The 17,173-nt window shown below is 58.3% G+C and carries 13 protein-coding genes and 1 pseudogene; 11 read left to right on the top strand and 3 right to left on the bottom strand.

Annotation, left to right across the window (positions count from 1 at the left end; all coding sequences use genetic code 11):
• Positions 1-353: 353 nt before the first annotated feature.
• The 3 genes from JQC81_RS29390 to JQC81_RS29380 all read right to left on the bottom strand — a co-directional run bounded on the left by JQC81_RS29390 (position 354) and on the right by JQC81_RS29380 (position 4,421).
• Positions 354-1,445, bottom strand: a complete 1,092-nt coding sequence (locus JQC81_RS29390; protein ID WP_203275324.1) for an AbrB family protein — start codon at positions 1,443-1,445, stop codon at positions 354-356.
• Positions 1,446-2,089: 644 nt separating this feature from the next.
• Positions 2,090-3,205 carry an isocitrate/isopropylmalate dehydrogenase family protein gene (locus tag JQC81_RS29385; RefSeq protein ID WP_376772473.1) on the bottom strand — a complete coding sequence of 372 codons (1,116 nt, stop codon included), beginning with the start codon at positions 3,203-3,205 and terminating at the stop codon, positions 2,090-2,092.
• A gap of 46 nt (positions 3,206-3,251) precedes the next feature.
• Complete coding sequence (locus tag JQC81_RS29380; RefSeq protein WP_203275322.1) at positions 3,252-4,421, bottom strand: mandelate racemase/muconate lactonizing enzyme family protein; 1,170 nt, start codon at positions 4,419-4,421, stop codon at positions 3,252-3,254.
• Between JQC81_RS29380 and JQC81_RS29375 the strand changes: the two genes are divergently transcribed.
• The 11 genes and pseudogenes from JQC81_RS29375 to JQC81_RS29325 all read left to right on the top strand — a co-directional run.
• Positions 4,396-5,127 carry a GntR family transcriptional regulator gene (locus tag JQC81_RS29375; protein ID WP_312887608.1) on the top strand — a complete coding sequence of 244 codons (732 nt, stop codon included), beginning with the start codon at positions 4,396-4,398 and terminating at the stop codon, positions 5,125-5,127. The two genes, JQC81_RS29380 and JQC81_RS29375, sit on opposite strands and share 26 nt — an antisense overlap.
• Before the next feature lie 73 nt (positions 5,128-5,200).
• Positions 5,201-6,166, top strand: a complete 966-nt coding sequence (locus tag JQC81_RS29370) for a Bug family tripartite tricarboxylate transporter substrate binding protein (RefSeq protein WP_203275320.1) — start codon at positions 5,201-5,203, stop codon at positions 6,164-6,166.
• On the top strand, positions 6,163-6,609 hold the full coding sequence (locus JQC81_RS29365) for a tripartite tricarboxylate transporter TctB family protein (RefSeq protein WP_203275319.1): 447 nt from the start codon (positions 6,163-6,165) through the stop codon (positions 6,607-6,609). The genes JQC81_RS29370 and JQC81_RS29365 overlap by 4 nt, the downstream gene beginning before the upstream one ends.
• Entirely contained in the window at positions 6,597-8,123 is a 1,527-nt protein-coding gene (locus tag JQC81_RS29360; protein WP_446685731.1) for a tripartite tricarboxylate transporter permease, read from the top strand. The genes JQC81_RS29365 and JQC81_RS29360 overlap by 13 nt, the downstream gene beginning before the upstream one ends.
• A 66-nt stretch (positions 8,124-8,189) precedes the next feature.
• Positions 8,190-9,263 (top strand): isocitrate/isopropylmalate dehydrogenase family protein, encoded by a 1,074-nt coding sequence (locus JQC81_RS29355; RefSeq protein ID WP_246520736.1) that lies wholly within the window; start codon positions 8,190-8,192, stop codon positions 9,261-9,263.
• A gap of 886 nt (positions 9,264-10,149) precedes the next feature.
• The gene (locus JQC81_RS29350) at positions 10,150-10,347 is read left to right on the top strand and encodes a type II toxin-antitoxin system VapB family antitoxin (protein WP_203275318.1); all 198 of its coding nucleotides are present in this window, start codon (positions 10,150-10,152) and stop codon (positions 10,345-10,347) included.
• Complete coding sequence (locus JQC81_RS29345) at positions 10,344-10,712, top strand: type II toxin-antitoxin system VapC family toxin (protein ID WP_203275317.1); 369 nt, start codon at positions 10,344-10,346, stop codon at positions 10,710-10,712. The genes JQC81_RS29350 and JQC81_RS29345 overlap by 4 nt, the downstream gene beginning before the upstream one ends.
• Before the next feature lie 10 nt (positions 10,713-10,722).
• Entirely contained in the window at positions 10,723-11,646 is a 924-nt protein-coding gene (locus JQC81_RS29340) for a recombinase family protein (RefSeq protein ID WP_203275316.1), read from the top strand.
• A gap of 2,354 nt (positions 11,647-14,000) precedes the next feature.
• Entirely contained in the window at positions 14,001-15,206 is a 1,206-nt protein-coding gene (gene repA / locus JQC81_RS29335) for a plasmid partitioning protein RepA (protein WP_203275315.1), read from the top strand.
• Positions 15,206-16,276 (top strand): plasmid partitioning protein RepB, encoded by a 1,071-nt coding sequence (gene repB, locus JQC81_RS29330; protein WP_203275314.1) that lies wholly within the window; start codon positions 15,206-15,208, stop codon positions 16,274-16,276. Before repA ends, repB begins: the two co-directional genes overlap by 1 nt.
• Before the next feature lie 658 nt (positions 16,277-16,934).
• Positions 16,935-17,173, top strand: a pseudogene (locus tag JQC81_RS29325) (hypothetical protein); the annotation flags it as partial.

The following is a 17,173-nucleotide window of genomic DNA, read 5'->3' as shown; positions in this document are numbered from 1 at the left end:
CCTCGCCGCCTGACCCAATACGATGTTCATGCTGGAGATCGCGCCACCCGAATTTCAACACAGCTCGCGACGGCACCGATGCCGGTAACGAAGAGGCCTGCATGGCCAAAACCTGCGGACTTCATCCCGCGGGTTCGTTCCCTGGAGGCTTTCGGACGCCGGCCCCGGTGCATCTGGCTGCGCCTGTGATGGCCGGCATCCGAAACCCTACACACGCCCTGGCGATCCCCTGCCCTCTGAGAACGTCCGCTGCTCCTCGCTAGAGCAGACCCTCGGTCTACTTCCGAGAAGTGCCAGTAGCAGTCCTTGGCTTGCTCCTAAAGCTTCCGGTATCCGCACACCCTGAGAGTGGCTCATTTCCTGCGTCGCAGAAGAGCAAATGCCGGCGCAGCGCCTACCATCACGATGAGCACCCGGATGATGTGATGGGCGGCAACGAAGGCAACCTCAATTCCGAGGGAGAGCGCCACGAGGCTCATCTCGGCGAGCCCGCCCGGGGAGTACGCCAACAACAATGGGACCCGGCCGTAGGATGAAACGTAGCTCATCCCATGGGCATAAGCGGCGGTGATCGTGAGCAGGATAACCGTCGATCCCAGCGACAGCGCGAGGATGCGGAGGATCTCGCGCGGGGCGGTGCCAACGAAACGGCAGCCAATGCTGGTACCCAACACGAGCTGAGCGATATTGACAATCTCGATGGCCGGCGCGAATTCGGTCCAGCCAAGAACATGCACCACCGCACTGACCAGCATGGGACCGAGGAGCAGCCGGGCCGGAAGGCGCAGGATTTGCCCGAGCAACGCCCCGGCTAGAGCCGTCGCAATCAGCCATACCTCGTCACTCCAAGATGTCTCGAAAATCGACAGCCCAAGCTGTGGTCTCGTCCCGAGGGCGGTCCCGCTCATCAGTTGCACGAGAAACGGCAATGTAAGGACAATGAGGAGAATGCGGGCGGAGTGGACGAGCGCGATCGTACGGGCGTCCCCGCCCTTTTCCTCGCCGGCAATGACCATCTCGACTAGGCCCCCGGGCATCCCGGCGAAATAGGCCGTGGGGAGGTCAAACCCTGCGATGCGGCGAAAGTAGGTGACACAGGCAGTTCCGCTCACGAGGACGAAGCCCGCAAGCCCCAGCACTGTGGGCAGCCAGTCTGCAACGCTTTCAATGATCTGCGGCGTGAATCCGACACCAAGCATCACACCAATGATCATCGTCATCGGAGGTCGTACGGCGGCAGGGGCCGCAACAGGCGCGCGCAGGAGAGCGGCCACGGTGCACGCGGTCATGGAGCCCAGCATCCAGGGCAGCGGAAGGCTCAAGCGCACAAAGGTCCATCCCCCCGCCGCGCCGACCAGCAGCGCCGCAAGAAACCGGACGTAGGGGAAAGAGTCCAGCGAGAATGCCTGCCCCCATGCATGAAAAGCTTTGACCAACTGACGCAAGCCACCCCCTCGTCATTCAGGTATGTTGTTCGTTCTACTCGAGAGCTACACACTCTCCTCGGTCAGGGAGCGGCCTCTTGGGCGGGATCTGCACCTCGCCTGAAGAGCGCAGCCTTCATCTTCCGCTTCCCGACCGGGCCACAGGTCTTCATAGGCCCTCGACTGGAATTACGGCCTGCTATTCCTGAACACAATGCATACCGGGCGGCCTGCCCCCGTTCGCCCCGGGCAACCAGACTCCACTCGGATCAAGCTTGAAGACGCGAGGCGTCCGGCCGCGGCTCGTCGCCCAACCAACATTTGTCAGTCGGCCGGTGACTTGGTCGACGCGAGGACGACGATACCTTCGAGCCCTCGAGTGGATGTCTACTGGATCCGCCTATCCCCTAATACAGCGATCTCGGCGGCGCAACAGCTGTCGCCGCCAGTCACCAGGACTGCGCCGTGGCAACGTGGATCAATCATGGCCGGGACACTGGAAAAGGCAGCCTGTGTCGGAAGCTCATCCTTCACAGACGGTCTCTCGGAACGCAGTGGGACGAGCCCAAATCCCGGCTCCGCCTAGCAAGAGCGAGCATGAGCGCTCATATGGGCCAGCCGCTGTGCTCGCATGGAGGCACAGCGGCCAATAGGCATGGATTAGCTCAGACAGCCTGAGCCGTCATCGTTCCGGACGATAATTCCTTCATTGCGGACACTATGGCATCTCCCATGTCTGTAGTGCTAGCCTCCCCACCCAGATCCGGCGTCAGGCACAGCCGGTTCTCAATCACGTGATAGGCGGCATCCTTCACCGCCCCAGCAGCCTTGATGATCCTCTCGTCTCGGCGGGAGCGACCGAGCCAGTCAAGCATCATCTGCGCGGACATGATCATCGAGTAGGGGTTTGCAATGTTGCGCCCGGCAATATCCGGTGCCGAGCCGTGTGGCGCCTGGGCCATGACCTGGCGCGTGCCGGTATTGACGCGAGGCGTCATCCCCAGTCCTCCCACTAAACCGGCAGCCTCGTCGTTGATGATATCACCGAACATGTTGGTGGTGAGGACGACATCGTATTGCTGCGGGTTCATGACTAGGCGAAGCGCAAACGTGTCTACCATCACCTCTTCAAGCTCTACGTCGGGAAACTCCTCGGCGACCTTCCTGCATTCCTCGGCGAACATGCCGCAGCCGAGTTTGAAGATGGTCTCCTTGTGAACCGCGGTGACCTTTTTGCGGGGGCGTGTGCTGGCAAGTTCGAAAGCGGCCCGCGCGATGCGCGACGATGCCTGACGGGTGATCACCCGCACCGAAATGGTCATGTCAGGTGAAGGGCGGAATTCGCCCGAACCAGCCACGACATTTCGGTCCGGCTGGAAGCCCTCGGTGTTCTCCCGGACGATCACCAGATCGACATTATGGTGCAGGCACGGAAGGGATTCGAATGACCGCACCAGCTGCACGTTCGAATACATGTCGAAGTGGCGCCGGATGATCGGATGGGGATTGACCGCGCCGGGCGTCTTCGGATAGGCGCGATGCCCAATTGGCCCGAGGATCCAGCCGTCTAGCTCCTCCAGCGCATCCAGAGTTCCATCAGGCAGGGTCTTTCCGATGCTGTCGAACGCCTTTCGTCCGATCGGATGATCGGACCAGGATATCGGCAGTCCGACTTGGTCAGCGGCTGCCTGGACGACCTTGACGGCCTCCGGCACGACCTCAAGACCGATATCGTCGCCGAGAAGAACGCCAAGTTTCAAAGCTTCTGATTGCTGGACCACGTCAAACATCCTTTCTATGAGGAAAAATTCAGGACTTTCCAGAGGATCACTTCCGCTCGGACAACCGACGTATGAGACCCTCGTCGATCTCAAGCCCGAGACCCGGTCCGGTCGGCATCGCTACGCGGCCGTTCTCGACCACGGCCCCACCGGCTGCGACAGGTTCATCGGCTATGCGCAGGTGGTAGTCCATCCCTGGATCGCAGGCTGCGAGGCGTATAACTGCGTGAAGGTGACCCGTGGCGGTATCCAAAAGACGGCTGCCCTGGGTCCAGTCGACCCGAACGGGAAGCCCGGCTGCCTCGGCGATCCGCATCATCTGGACCGCTTTGTAGAAGCCGCCACACTTGCCCAGCTTCAGGCTGATCATGTCGGCCGTGCGATGTGCCGCGATCATCAGCGCGTCAGAAATGGTCTGGATGGCCTCGTCTGCGACGACCATGTGGGGAACCGCCCGGGTAATCGCCGCCAATCCTTCCCGGTCGTGGTACATGACGGGCTGCTCGACCGCGAGGTTGGCCACCCCGGAGAACCGGCGGTGCAGAAGGGCTATGGTGTCTTTTGCCGTTCCCCAAGTCTGATTGGGATCTGCAATAACGAGGGCGGTCTTCGGCACCCAATCCAGAATCGCCTCGAGGCGATCGGCGTCCGCATCCAGCGATTCGAGGTGGCCGGTCATCTTCGGTTCGAAACAGGTATATCCCTGTTCGATCAGGGCTACCGCGCTTTCCGCCATTGCGGCCGGTTCGTCACGCGGCATCGTTGCAAGGCGGCCAAAGCTACTGCGAAAAGCACCTCCGAGGAGATTAGACACGGGCTGGCCAGTTGCCTTGCCCATGATGTCATAGAGCGCAATGTCGATAGCCGACCGGGCGCCCGCATTGCCGTGCAGAAACAGATGATCGAGCGCGGCATGGATAGCACCGATCTGAAACGGATCGCGCCCCCGGATCGTCTGCGCGAACAGCTTGATCGTCGAAACGATACCCGCCTGGGTCTCGCTTGTGACGGGATGAGCGCAGGCCTCTCCCCATCCCACGATACCTTCATCGGTCGTTATTTTGACGAAGACATTCTCCTTGAGCCGCACGCCCGCAAACCAGCTCTCGCGCGCATGAACCATCGTGCCCGCTTTTTTCGAAGACCCGAACAGCCGGCGATAGGCGTCTGTCGGCTCGTACCAGACCGGAATGGGTTCGATGTCGAGGATCTTCATGATAAGGCCGGTTCACAAACCGCTTGACATAGCGGCGGTTAACCAGTGGTATACCAGGATGAAGCAAGTGTCTATCCCCTTATCGACGCAAGCGTACAGCCAGATCAGAGCGATGATTCTGGACGGACAGTTTGCTCCAGGTGACACGCTCTCAGAGCGCTATCTTGCCGAGCGCTTCGCTCTCGGCCGCATGCCGATCCGGGAGGCGCTGCGGGAACTCGCGAAGGATGGACTAGTGGAGAGTGTGCCGGGCCGCGGCACCTCCGTCCGACGCCTTTCTCTTGAGGACTTGCAGGACATCTATGAGGCCCGGCAGGCGATTGATGGGATGGCAGCCTATCTTGCGGCCAGACGTGGTCCGCCCCCCGAGTTGGCAGCCTTCCGGGAGCGCTTCGTTTCGCTCCTAGAGGCCTCTAGTTTCGATGCTCCCGAGGCGCAGCGCGCAGGCGCCGAATTCCATGTCGCGATCATTGAAGCGTCGCAGAACCGGGAACTCGCCCGCATGCTCAAGGGGCTGCAGGCCAAGATTTCCTTGGTCCTCAACATGCGGAAGAATCCCGAGCGAGCCCCCGTTTCGCTGCGGGAGCACTTGTCGATCTTAGAGGCGATCGAGTCAGGGGAAGCAGAGGAGGCGCAAAGACGAATGTGGAATCATCTCGCCAAGAGCTTCGAGGCCAGAATCCAATTACATCAGAAGGTTGCCTGACTAGAAGCTTACCGACCGAATTGGGATCCGATTTAACCAAAAGAACGAGACCTAAGAACCTACGGAGGAAGCCATGATGAAAGTGAATCGCCGTCAGTTCATGTCCACCATCGCCGCCGGCTTGGTCTTCGCCGTGGCTGGTACTTCTGCCTTCGCTGCCGATTGGAAGCCAACCCGCGATATCGAGTTCGTCGTACCCAACAGTGCAGGCGGCGGAAACGACCTTCTTGCACGGTCGCTCGCCAAAATCCTCACTGAGGAGAAACTCGTTCCAACCTCCATCGCGATCGTCAACAAGCCTGGTGGTGCGCAGGCAGTCGGCATGGGATATGCCGCTACGAACAAGCACGGGGACCCTCATACGCTGGCGCTTATCAGCACCGGCTCACAGGTCACGCCGCTTTCGGTCAAGAATGCTAAGGGCGTGCGCGATCTGCAGCCGATCGCAATTCTGACAGTCGACGACTTTCTTCTCGTGACTTCGCCCAAGTCGAAGTATAAGACGGCCGCCGAGATGGTCGAAGCTGCCAAGGCGAGACCCCGTAGCGTCTCGATCGGCATCGGCGGCGCCACGGACGAGATGGCCGTTGCTGCGCTTGAACTAGAGACAGGTGCCAAGTTCAACATCGTCCGGTTTGATAGCACCGGGGACTCGGTCAATGCCGTTCTGGGTGGCCATGTCGATGCGACGACAGGCAACCCCGTCGAGCTTCTCTCTCAGGTCGAAGGCGGCAATCTGAAAGGTGCCGCGGTGTTCAGACCCACTAGGTTCAGCGTGCTTCCCGATGTGCCGACGCTGACCGAGCAAGGGATCAAAGCGCCGGTTTACCAGGCCTGGAGAGGTGTTGCGGTTCCAAAAGGAATTCCCGCGGAAGCTCAGGCCTATTGGCAGGATGTCTTCCGCCGCGTTGCAGCGACGAAGGCTTTCCAGGATCTGATCTCGGCCAACCGTTCTGAGGCCAAGCTGCTCACCGGGGACGAGCTCAATAGCTATCTCGACAAGCAGGAGGAACTCTACAAGCGGCTGTTGGCCCGATGACCCGGGGCGAGATCGCTTTTGCCGGCGGCATCGGTGCTGTCGGCGTGGCTTTCCTGGTCCTCTCGCTTCAGCTGCCCTACCTCGACGATTTCGTTCCAGCTGCGGGTTATTTCCCATTCTGGATCGCCATCGCCTTGGTCGTCCTCGTCGTTCTCCATCTGGTGACGGGGCGAGAGCAGCCACAGACTGAACAGCAGGAGGACGGCGCTAATGCGCGTCGTCCACTCCTCGTCCTTGCTGGCTTGGCCATCTGCGTCGCAGTCATGGATTGGACCGGCTTCGGTCTCGCCGTTGGTCTATATCTCATATACCTGCTGCGGTTTCTCGAGAGGACAGGGTGGACAACGGCGATTGGGAGCGCGGTCGCCATCACGAGCATCATCTCCTTAGTATTCGCAACGCTGCTCTCCGTACCGCTGCCGCGGGGCCCATGGGGGTTCTGATTATGGACATTGTTGGGCATCTTGCACTCGGTTTCGCGACGGTCTTCACCTGGAGCAATCTGCTGTCTTGCCTTCTCGGTGTCGTGGCTGGCCAGCTGATTGGGGTTCTGCCGGGAATCGGCCCTGCCGCGGGCATTGCGCTATTGCTTCCACTCACCTTCGGGGGTGATCCGATTGCCTCTACGATTATGTTCGCCGGTATCTACTATGGAGCCCAGTACGGCGGCACCATGACGTCCGTCCTCGTCAACATACCAGGCGAGTCGTCGACCGTAATGACCAGCCTCGACGGTCACCAACTGGCTAAGCAGGGACGAGCTGGCGCCGCTTTGGGGATCGCCGCGATTGGATCGTTCATCGCCGGCGTGCTGGGTACGATCGGTCTGCTCTTGGCCGCTCCGCTCCTCGCCCGATCCGCTCTCGCCTTTGGTCCACCGGAATACTGCATGCTCGTCCTGCTCGGGCTCGCCGCTTTGGGGCTTGTCAGCGGCTCTCTGATCAAGGGCCTCATGATGGGTGCCCTGGGACTGCTGATCGCGACGATTGGTGTCGATCCTCAGATCGGAAGCACCCGGTTCACGTTTGACCAGATCTGGCTGCTTGACGGTTTCGAGTTTCTCATGGTCGCCGTCGCGCTTTTTGGAGTCGGCGAGGTTTTGGCCTCGGTCGGTCGCTCCGAGCCGCCAGCCCAGATTGTCACGAAGCTGCGGAACATGTACCCGACTAGGTCCGACTGGGCCCAATCGCGCTTCGCAATATTACGTGGGACAGTTGTCGGTTTCCTGGTTGGGGTTCTGCCCGGGGCCGGAGCAACGATCGCCTCCTTCTTCGCGTACGCGATCGAGAAGCGGGTTTCGAAGACGCCAGAACGGTTTGGCAAAGGCGCTATTGAGGGAGTAGCCGGCCCAGAGGCTGCGAACAATGCCGCTTCGGCCGGAGCGATGGTCCCGATGTTCGCGCTGGGCCTCCCGGGGTCAAATTCGACTGCGATAATGCTCGGCGCGCTCATCATGTTCGGACTTCGGCCCGGCCCCCAACTCTTTCAGACGAATCCCGAGCTGGTGTGGGGAATTATTGCCAGCATGTTCGTGGGCAATCTGGTGCTTCTCATACTGAACCTGCCGCTGGCCGGCCTCTCGGCACAGCTTCTCCGGGTTCCATACAAATTCCTCTACCCAACCATTCTCGCTCTCTGTATCGCTGGGGTCTACAGCCAATCGAATAGTCTCGACGATCTCTACGCGATGGTCGCGTTCGGAGCTCTCGGCTACTTCATGAAAAGATATGACTACCCAGCAGCCCCCTTGGTGCTCGGGTTGGTGTTAGAGCCCCTGTTGGAGAATTCGCTGCGGCAGTCGCTGACGCTGTCATTCGGGAGCGTCGACATCTTCGTAACTCGGCCAATCTCGCTGGCGATTCTTCTTCTTGTCACTGCTGCCGTTCTTGTTCCCACGGCTCTTCACTTGGCTTACGTCGTCAGAACGAGGCGTGCGAGAGAGGCAGACGTGAAATAACTGGTGCTCGTCGAACTGCTCTCAACACGCATCGACAGTGCCGGAGTCCCAGAAATGGAGATTTAGATGAACCAGCGTCTGACCATCGTGGTCCTCCCAGGCGATCACATAGGACCGGAAATTACCGCCGCTGCGGCCCAGGTTCTTTCCGCAGCCGACAGCAAGCACAACCTCGGTCTCACTCTCGAGGAGCACGCAGTCGGCTATGACAGCCTAAAGCGAAGTGGAACAACTATCACGGACAACGTGATGGGGCGGGCAAGGAGTGCCGATGGGATCATTCTCGGCCCTTGTGATAATAGCGGCTACCCGCCGGCGGCTGATGGCGGCATCAACGTGCCAGGCAAGCTTCGGAACGTTCTAGATCTCTATGCTAATCTGCGTCCCTCATATTCAAGGCCGGGCATTCCGAACGCCCGCGAAGGACTTGATGTTCTCATTGCCCGGGAAAACACTGAAGGTTTCTATCCGGATCGAAACATGTTCAGTGGCTACGGCGAGGTGATGCCGGTCGAAGGTGTAGCGATCTCAATGCGTAAGATCACTGCCAAGGCTTCAAACCGGATCGCTCGTGCCGCCTTCGATTGGGCGCAGCGGCGAAGGAGGAAGGTTTCCATCGTCACCAAGAAGCACATCCTGCGAATGACGGATGGTCTGTTTTATGACGAATGCGTTCGCGTCGCTACAGAGTATCCGGACGTCGAGTGGGAATCTGTGATCGTCGACGCATTTAACGCCGATATTTACCTGAACCCAAGCCGGTATGATGTCGTCGTAATGACCAACATGTTCGGCGATATCATCTCCAATCTCTGCTCGGCTCTTTCCGGTGGGCTCGGGCTGGGTGGCGGAATCAACGCCGGAGATGCTCATGCTATGGCCAATGCAGCCCATGGTTCCGCACCAGACATTGCCGGCCAAGACAAGGCCAATCCGGTTAGCATGATCACTTCCGCCGCCATGCTGCTTGAGTGGATGGGAGCGCGCCACGGCCGAGAAGATCTCGTACGAGCCGCTTTAGAGATTTCGCAGGCTGTCGATATCATCCTAGCAAATCCGCAACTGCGAACAGCTGATCTAGGTGGGCCGGCCTCTACCCGACAGTGCACTGATGCGATAGTCGGGCACATTAGTAACTGACCTAATCAGCTTCAGCCAGACGGCTAGTGTACGACCAAGATTGGCTTGGATTCCCGGGGCATCACTCCTTGGAGTGTGGGCCGATCGGCACTTGATCTGTGGTGGGTCTGCTGGACGAGGTACCGTAACCCTTGGTCCGGGACACCCCGGCGGCTCAGCTGTGAGGCAAGGTCCGGTTGGGGTCACGGACTGCCCTTCAGCATGGCCGTGAGGAGGTCCGCTTTTCGCTCCTGACCTGCCCTCCTCTCCGGCTGTCGTAAATGTCCAGCGAGCAGGTATTGGTCCCCTGCCCTACCCTCACAATCACAGCAGAAGCCGCATCGATCTCAGCAAGACTTCACTCACTCAAGTTCTCCAAACCTCACGCACTCCGAAAGCTACGTTTCATCCCGGCACCTAAGTTATTGGTATAATTGATCGTAGTTGTAACAGAGGGAGCTAAACAGGAATTGACTACGGCGTAGCCTTAGGCCGCGCGCTATTTTCGCGGACGGCATCGTAAGTGGCTTCGTTTGGAATCAGATCGCGGAGGCTTGTGTCGGCCTCGTCTCATCAGCCGAGTCGCTAATACCCTTGTTTTCGAAGCACTTCCGCTGGCTTCAGGGAAGTCCTCCCCTTGTTCGCTGGTTAACAGAATGACTTGAAAGACGTCTTCAAACGATCGTTTGCTCATAAAAATCCAAAGTGTACAGCGGGAATTCTTCATGGGCCTATATTCCTGCTGCCCCGATATCTGCATCTGGTAACTGAGGTTTGGGTTGAACATCTCGACCAGAGCAGATGTGGGTGAGGTGATAAGCTACTGAAGCAAGAATTAGTACCCTAATGGCATTTGTATCAGCATCATTTGATGCTATTTCTCATGCCCTAGAATGGAGGAACTGGCGTGAGAACAACGATTGCGCTTGATGACGAACTTATCGCTAAGGCGCAGGCATTTACGGGCCTGCAGGAGAAGTCGGCCCTGGTTCGCGAAGCGTTGAAAGCTTTAATTGAGCGGGAGAGTGCCCGAAGGCTGGCTCGCCTCGGCGGCACTGAGCCTGACCTTAAGCCTGTTCCGCGCCGTCAGACGGATGCTCAGTGATCATCGTCGATACCTCGGTGTGGATCGACCACCTGAAGAGCAACGATCCCGTGTTGGCAGATCTCCTGGGCAAGGGGCAGGTACTGGCGCATTCCTTTGTCACGGGTGAGCTTGCCCTCGGCAGTCTTCGCCAGCGCAGAACTGTGCTTGAGTCCCTCTGCGACCTGCCCCAGGCCAATGTCGCCGGCGACGATGAGGTCATGATGCTGATTGAGCGGGAGCAACTCTATGGACTTGGGATAGGTTTTGTCGACGCGCACCTTCTGGCAGCGGTAAGACTTACCCCTGGAGCTCTGCTCTGGACCCGGGATCGGTGGCTGCGGCAGGCGGCTACGCGACTGGGGCTTTCCTCAGATCTCACTTGACCAGCGAAGAATGATAGCCCCCTCCCCTTCCAGGAAGCGCCTAATTGGCTACGCCCGAGTGTCCACCGAGGATCAGGTGCACGATGCCCAACTCGATGAACTGCGCGCTGCCGGTTGCGCCGAGATCCACCAAGAGCATGGCTCCGGAGCAAGTCGAGCGCGGCCTGTGCTGGCGCGGGTAATGCGTGAGATCAGGCCGGGGGAGGTGTTGGTCGTGGTGCGCTTGGATCGCCTAGCCCGTTCGGTGAGCCACCTTCTTGAGGTGATCGAGACGCTGGAAGCTAAGAGGGCCCATTTCCGCTCTCTCCGGGACCCGATCGATACCTCTACACCGCAGGGCATGTTTTCCCTGCAGGTGCTTGGCGCAGTCGCGCAGCTGGAGCGCTCTCTTATCTCAGAGCGTACAAAGGCAGGGATCAAGGCAGCCAAGGCGCGAGGCAAAAAGCCAGGGAACCCCGGGATGCGAGAGCGCCGGCCGGAGGCTATCCGGAAGATCGCCCTCTCTCGGGAGAAGGTTTATCTCGACGAGTTGATTGCCGGTGCCGATCGGTGGCTGCCGACAGTTCGGCGCATGCGCCCTCAGCACCCTTGGGAGGATGTTGTCCGCGTGCTCGCCGACAGCGGGCAACCGTGGACCGTGGCTCGGCTGCGCCGCGCTGTCGGCAAGCTCGTCTCCCAACACATGGCCGACCCTGCCCTCCTGCTCCCTGCCCCACGCAAGAACCCGGAGGACCGCCTCATGACGCTGATCGCCGGTATCGCCATGACCGACCCGAGCCTCTCGCTGCGGGATATTGGCGCGCGGCTGGAACGCATGCGGGAGCGGACACCGCGTGGGGGCCTCACATGGTCAGCCTCCTCGGTGAAGAAGCAACTCGACTGGGCGCGCAAGGCTGGGCTGGCCGTACCAATGTCACCACAAGACGTGGTGTAGCGAGCCTTGGATCACGCCGGATCGATCGCGGGACTTCTGCTTATCGACGGGCTCCTTTTAGTCATCTCAACATCGCCAGACGGCTCGAGATCTTCGCCCAACGCCTCGTAGGCGTGAGCGAAGGCGCCGGGTTGAAGACCCAGCACATTCTTCTCTGCGTTCTCACATTCCCGCCTGGACCGGGTTATCCGCCATCTGACGGCTCGGCAATGATTTGGGTCTGGAATCAAACTGCACCTGGCGAAGATGACTCCAATCGCCTGCTCTCGACGGTGGCTCACCACGTCTCGCCGGGGTCCTCAATCTCCATCAACTCGCAGGCGATACGATGAAGAGCATCATCAAGAGGTGACCTTCCTCTGTTGGCCCCTTTGGGCCGAAGCACCCTCCCCTGCCCTCGGGTGAGCCTCCGCTTCACGAGCCGGGTTGCCTCAATTACGAGATAGGCCAATTCCTGATCCGGCAGCCCACCCATAAACTCGTCAATCTCTGGCTTGGTGACTCTATTGCCGATTTCACTCAACGATACTGGCTCCGGTGCCGAGACTTCCTTCCGTGCCAGCTTCGGCGGAGAGGTTCGACGAGCAGGTTTGGCTGGTGACGGAGGAGCCCCAAACAGGTCCCCTGTCGCTCATCGCGAACCGAGTTTCGCGCCATGCCACCTCCAGCCCATTCTAATCTCGTTAACCATACTGGTTCTTAGCGGTTTCCCATCTACTTCACTGCCGATCTGCTGCACCTCGCGATATGGGAGTGGGTGCCAACACCCTCCGCGCCCTCGCCTACCATGAGGCTGAATTCCATGCAGCCACTCGAACCCGCTGCCGCGGCTGGTCGATCCCTAGCTTCTCCTGCAACTCACTGCGCATATCATGTGCGGTCTAGACCAGAAAGCCGCCCACCCGGCCCACGACATGCCCGACGACGTGATTGAGGAACTCTAGGGTGACGGGATCCTGAAGGCCCGAGGTCCTTACGCTCCGCAGACGGCACCGCGGCGCCTTTAATTAACCGACCCTGCATCATTGGAAAGGCATCGAAGGGAGTGCGATGAACCAAGCGTCAAAAAGACCGTCCTACTAGCGACTAAGGTGTCGGTACGCGCACCAAGCGCAAGCGCCGCAAACCCATCACTTGCGTTGTTCTCGGCCGCCTCTTGGCAACCTGCAGCCGATCGAGTGCCATTAGCCTGCACGATACGGCAATGCTCCTGATGGCATCTGCCGTCGGCGAACGGCTGTCCAGTGCGGTCGCAAGTTTAAGGCACTCACAGATTAGAGTGGCCCTTCCGATCAAGCGCCGGCCAGTCGAACCTGCATCCCCAACTATGCCGTGTATCCGCATGACGCTCGTGCGTAAAGAACAACCACGGCAGTGTAGGGTGCCTTAAGTCCTTGCCGAAGGGCAGTTAGTCATCACCCTTAAAAAAGGATGCAGTTTGCTTAGATCGTGCCCGAACAGATTCTCCGAGTGGTTCGCAAGTATAGCTCAGCCGGCACAACGCCGCTCACCGAATCGACGAACCTTACCCCGAAGAACGTTATCGAATGCTAAGGCTGGAACCTGCGGACTTCAGCGCAGATGGGCTGCGTTCCGGCTTTGTGATCCACGCCAGATGAAATAGGCTCCCGCTGTGGGTGCCGTGAACCAATGAACTCACAAACGGGTTAGCAGGTAGCTGGCGGCTACGATACGCAGGAGCGTGCTCAGAGAATGTTGAGGAGGGTTGATATATAAACTCGCGCAGGGGAGGTCGCTAAGTGAGGAGTGTATAATTCTATGACCCTCCTGAACGAGTTTTAGGTGATCGTCTGGAACCGAGCCTTGCGCCCGACAAGACTAAGTTGGTCGCGGCCAACTTTGCCACATTGTTGCGTTTTATGAGCGCTGGGAACGCCATAAATGCGTTCTGACGAGCCTGAGCATGACACTCACGACGTCCGCAGGGACCAAGTTGGTCGCGACCAACTTGGTCACATTGTTTCGTGGGCTTTTGAGTGATCAGGCCACCTAGTATGTCCCAACCGCAAGCCTTTCGGTGCAGAGTTAGGGAGCGAATGTGGTGTTCCGACTTGCATCGTACGTAAGTTGGTCGCGACCAACTCAATGGTCCTGACATATCGGACCAGTGGAAGTGCTTCAATCGCACGACCGCTGTTCATTGCACCATCCTCCAATAGGGGAGGGGCTGCAGATTCTGAAAAGATACATGGCGGGGTGGGCAGCAAATGGGTAAAAAAATTCCAGCGACGACCCCGCTCTTAACCTAGTATTAACCTCTGTTGGGCGTACTCGGATCAGCGCACTTTTAGCGATTTCGGCTCACTTCCGCGCAGAACTGCCCGAGGCTCCTCATGACAACACAGCACTCCGTTGACCTATCCGCTCCAGAGCCGGTTAAACAGAGCCTGAGGAGGCAAATTTCAATTGACGCTAGCGAGTTAGTTGCAAAGCTCCAAGCCCACCAGCAGCGTATCTTTCCACCGAAGGCAAAGAAAACCTTACGCAGGTTCTCATCAGCAGAAGCTGCAAAGTTTCTTGGTATCCATGAAGGATACCTCCGTCAGTTAGCTGCCGAGGGGAAGGTGCCTTTATCTGAAGCTCCGGTAGCAGGACGGCGGACTTACTCGATTGAGGAGATCAACCTCATCCGCGAGTTTCTCGAGAACACTAAATCGAGCCGTAGGTACATTCCTCACCGAAGGGACGGCGAGAAGCTCCAGATCATTTCCGTCATCAATTTCAAGGGCGGCAGCGCCAAGACGACAACGTCTGCTCATCTGGTGCAGTATCTCGCCCTTAGAGGTTATCGCGTCCTCGCTATTGACTTAGACCCTCAGGCAAGTCTTTCGACGCTCTTCGGGCACCAACCCGAACTTGATGTACGCCCTAACGAAACTCTCTATGGCGCGCTCAGATACGACGAAGAGTGTGTCGGGATTGAGCATGTCATTCGCTCTACCTACATCCCAAACCTGCATATCATCCCTGGAAACCTTGAACTGATGGAGTTTGAAACCACCACTCCTCAGGCCGAGGAAGTAGCAATGTTCTACACCAGGATTCTGCAGGCGCTTGATCCAGTATCTGAGATGTACGACATCGTCGTAATGGATTGCCCGCCGAACCTAGGGTACCTGACTATGGCAGCGCTCTACGCCGCATCAGCGCTGCTCATAACAGTTCACCCGCAGATGCTGGATGTTCTCTCCATGGCCCAGTTCCTTCGGATGACCTCGGACACTATCGACATCCTAGCCAATGCCGGGTCGAAAGAGGACTACGATTGGATGGGCTATCTGATTACACGCTACGAACCAAACGACGGCCCGCAGAACCAAATGGTCGGGTACCTAAGGTCAATCTTTGGACCAAGAGTACTTGAGAACACGATTCTAAAAAGCACTGCCATTGCGGACGCCGGACTAACCAAGCAGACGATCTATGAGGTTGACCGGCAAAAGTTTCACAAAGGCACTTACGACCGTGCCATGGAATCCGTTGATCTAGTTAACAGTGAGATTGAAGCGCGCATTCGCGGAACTTGGGGGAGGCAGTAATGGCACGACAAGTCATGGTTGTTGACGACACCGCATCGAACGCAGAACCTGCGACGAACACAATTGCTGAAATCCAGGCGAAGCTGGCAGAAACGCTGGCTGATGATGGGGCAGCAAAAGCGATGGACTCCGACCGGCCGCTTCTGAGATCGGGTCCATTAGCTGCGCTCAAGCGCGGATCACTGCGCACCTCTCCGCTTGAGACCATCGCTAAGACAGCGGAGTCGGTCGAAAGGGCAAAGAAGTTAGAACAACAGCTCTCGGCTGGGCAGGCAGTGGTAGAGCTGAATCCAGATGACATCGATGCATCGTTCGTCCCCGACAGAATGGCGCCGTCGGAAGAAGATCATCGAAAGCTTGTCGCTGCCATCCGCTCTGAAGGCCAGCTTGTGCCCATCCTAGTTCGCCCTCATCCTGAGAAACATGGACGATACCAAATTGCCTATGGTCACCGCCGCCATCGTGCTGTTAGGGAACTTGGCATCACCGTCCGCGCCGTCGTGCGGGACCTCACAGACGAGCAGCTCGTCGTCGCGCAGGGCCAAGAAAACAACGAGCGCACGAACCTGTCGTTTATTGAAAAAGCTCGCTTCGCTTCCCGACTTCAGGAGCGCGGCTTCAAGCGCGAAGTTATCATGCAAGCGCTGAGTACCGATAAGGGCACTCTGTCGAAGCTTCTCTCAACGATTGGAAGCATCCCTGCGGACGTCATCGAAGCCATCGGTCCTGCCCCTAGCATCGGAACCAGACGCTGGCAGGAGTTCGCTGAAAAGCTCTCCAGGCGTCTGCATGATAGGGTCCGTGAGGCGATCGCAAGTCCTGGCTTCTCTCATCGCGACAGTGATGCTCGGTTCGAGGTGCTGCTAAAGCTGCTCGGCACCAAAGAGGAGCGCGCACGCGCAGAACCGTGGATTGCATCTAATGGCATCCGCGTGGCCCAAGTCACGAGATCAACTGACAAGTTCTCACTCGTAATTGACCAGAAGATTGCACCTGATTTCGGTGACTTTCTGTTATCAAGAATGGAAGCTCTCTTTTCGGAGTTTCAAGCATCTGTAAAGCCTGAGTAGTCGGGCGGAGGCACTAGACATCGGAAGGCCGGATCACGCGCTGATCAATCTGATTTCCTGCCTTCACCATTCCAAACATGTCATCTGGAAGGGGCTTTTGAAGTTTCAGGGCCTCTTCAGTCAGAGCGGTCAGCCGTACATCATACGCCTCAGGTGTGGTCGGGACGACGGGCATTGCCTTCGGATGAGTTGATCCACTACTCCATTCTGCTCAGATGTGAGAAGCAAAGAGAACAGGTGTTCACGCTAACAGGATCAGCCTTCGTTCCACAGCGCTAGTCCATCGTCACCAACCCAAGAGGGCAGGGGACATCAGTTTATGATACTTGCTGTCTGTGCGATTAGTTATGTACAGAGTCGGATATCGTCGCCAAACAATCGTTTGAAAACGTTTTTCAAGTCGGTTTCCTAACCAGCCGGTGAGGGGAGGGCTTCCTCTCAGCAGGGAAAAATGGTTCAAAAACAAAGGCTTCTTTGGCTTGGCAGCTGCCAAGGAGTTCCAAGAGGCGCTCGTCCGCAATACGCCGATCGATCTATGTGGATGCTGCTTTACAGAGTGCTCGTTTGTCTCACTCCGCATCGTAGCAATCCCTTGTTTTTCTTCCATAGGCTAAGCTATAGCTTGCTTCATCAACCACTTAGCTTTGGGGGTGCAAGCATGGCTTTCGGTAGCAGGGCAGGGCACTTTGACGACGAGCCTCTGGTTGCGCGCACCTATGCCCTGCCCGAGCTGCCATGGGAGACCATCGCCGGCCGGCTCGAGCCGATCACCATCAGCATCCTGCGCTTTGATGCCCGGCTGGAGGCCTCCGGACTGTCTGCCGGCTGGCAGTCGCGCTGCGACATGACCGAAGCCGTGCGCGCCCTTCTGCTGGACGGACACCTCGTCGATGTCGG

The sequence above is a fragment of the Microvirga arabica genome (genome assembly GCF_016811235.1).
In the GTDB taxonomy this organism is placed as follows: domain Bacteria; phylum Pseudomonadota; class Alphaproteobacteria; order Rhizobiales; family Beijerinckiaceae; genus Microvirga; species Microvirga arabica.
Note: the sequence above shows the minus strand (reverse complement) of the source record. Positions and strands in the feature narration are given on the sequence as shown.